Origin of the sequence: Aphanothece microscopica RSMan92 (assembly GCF_046613545.2) — a bacterium.
In the GTDB taxonomy this organism is placed as follows: domain Bacteria; phylum Cyanobacteriota; class Cyanobacteriia; order PCC-6307; family Cyanobiaceae; genus NIES-981.
Genome location: NZ_JBKKKY020000167.1, coordinates 1 through 1,538, shown reverse-complemented (window position 1 = coordinate 1,538; position 1,538 = coordinate 1). Strand labels below are relative to the sequence as shown.

Here is a 1,538-nt window from a genome sequence, read left to right as displayed (position 1 = left end):
CACGCAAGGTCTTCCCATCTTCCAGCGTAACCTTCGTTTCGTCCGCTCCAGCTTTGTCAACAACCGTGTAGGTGAAGTTGGAGACACTGCACGTGATCAAGTTCGTGGTGGTGGTGCTCTGTACACCATCAACGCAGATCTGAATGTTGTCAAGGGTGCAGAATTCCGTACTAACAAGGTATGGAACGGTAACGGTGGTGCCATCGCCGTCGTTACGCCTGACACGCTTACGCGCAAGCGCTTCATGGTAACGGACCTTGACAATATCACGTATGACGGTCAAGGTGTAGCTACTGGTTATGCAGGTCGTGATGACGTCTTCACATATGGTGTTGCCTCCCCACGTCCTGACGAACGCATGCTTACACGTTTCTACGACAACGTTGCGTATGAAAACCCAACACGTCTTGGTAACGGTACTACACAACGTGGAAATGCCAACAACTTGACCCATCCAGGTTCTGGCCTCCGTGAAAACGGAACCGGTCTTGGTGGTGCTCTATACATTCTTGACTCCGTTCGTGTTCGCGTAGACACGTTCAACTTCGATCGTGTTCGTTTCCAAAGCAACATGGCTTTCAGCGGTGCAGCGATCTATTCAGATAACTACGATCTGAAACTCGCTCTCAAGCGGAACCTTATCACTGGAAACATTGCAACGTCGAACATTGGCCGAGCCAATGACACGATCAGTGGTCCTGTAAATGGAACGGAAAACCCAGCATCAAGTGACCTTGCAGGAGCAGTTCTGTACGGTGAAGTTGTTGGACCTCTTCCATTCAACTCATTCAGCGCAGCTGCTAACTCAATCTATGCCAATGACGCTCGGTTCCTGATTCGTCTTCCTGACGCACAGGACACCAAGGGTGTTCTTGCTGGTACCACTGGACTAGGCTTTGGTGGTGTAGATACACTTCGTGGCAACTACTGGGGACGCACGGAAGCAAACGTGAACACGATTCTTCCTATCTCCAACAACAACACGTTCCAGCGCATTCAAGAAACCTTCTTCATCGCAGGTGATGGTCGCACGCACATGCGTTTTGTACGTGCTGCAACAAGCAACACGACTGAACAAGGTCCGTTTGAATCGACGCAGTTCTTTACATACAAGCCAGTACCGATTCACACGATCCCAGATACACTCCTCATGCAAGGACGTATCTACGACATCTTTGACAAGGGTACAGACATCAAGACAGCGGACTACTCACGCCGTCGTATGTCACCAATCGAAGATTTCGCTGTGGGTGTACCTCCAGTTCTGCGTTCATATATCAACCCAGAGCAACCATCGAATGGCAAGTATGTGAAGCGTATGACACGCGACCCATTCCATGCCGAGCAATTCGATTATATCGCCCGCGTTCAAACGGAATTTGTTGGTGATCATCCAATTGGTTACCCACTCTTCCTCGAAGCACGTGCTGACTACAGCCAAACAGCTGAAGTAAGCAACAATGATCCTCGCTCCATCAACGAATCTGTGTTCTTTGTCATCAACGAACGCACTGGTGATTATATCCGCGTAAATTTCG

At 49.5% G+C, this 1,538-nt stretch carries 1 protein-coding gene; it reads left to right on the top strand.

Translation table 11 applies throughout. The features are described 5' to 3' along the window. The coding region (locus ACLD7X_RS16665) for a hypothetical protein (RefSeq protein ID WP_411424807.1) at window positions 1-1,538 on the top strand (1,538 nt) is incomplete at both ends.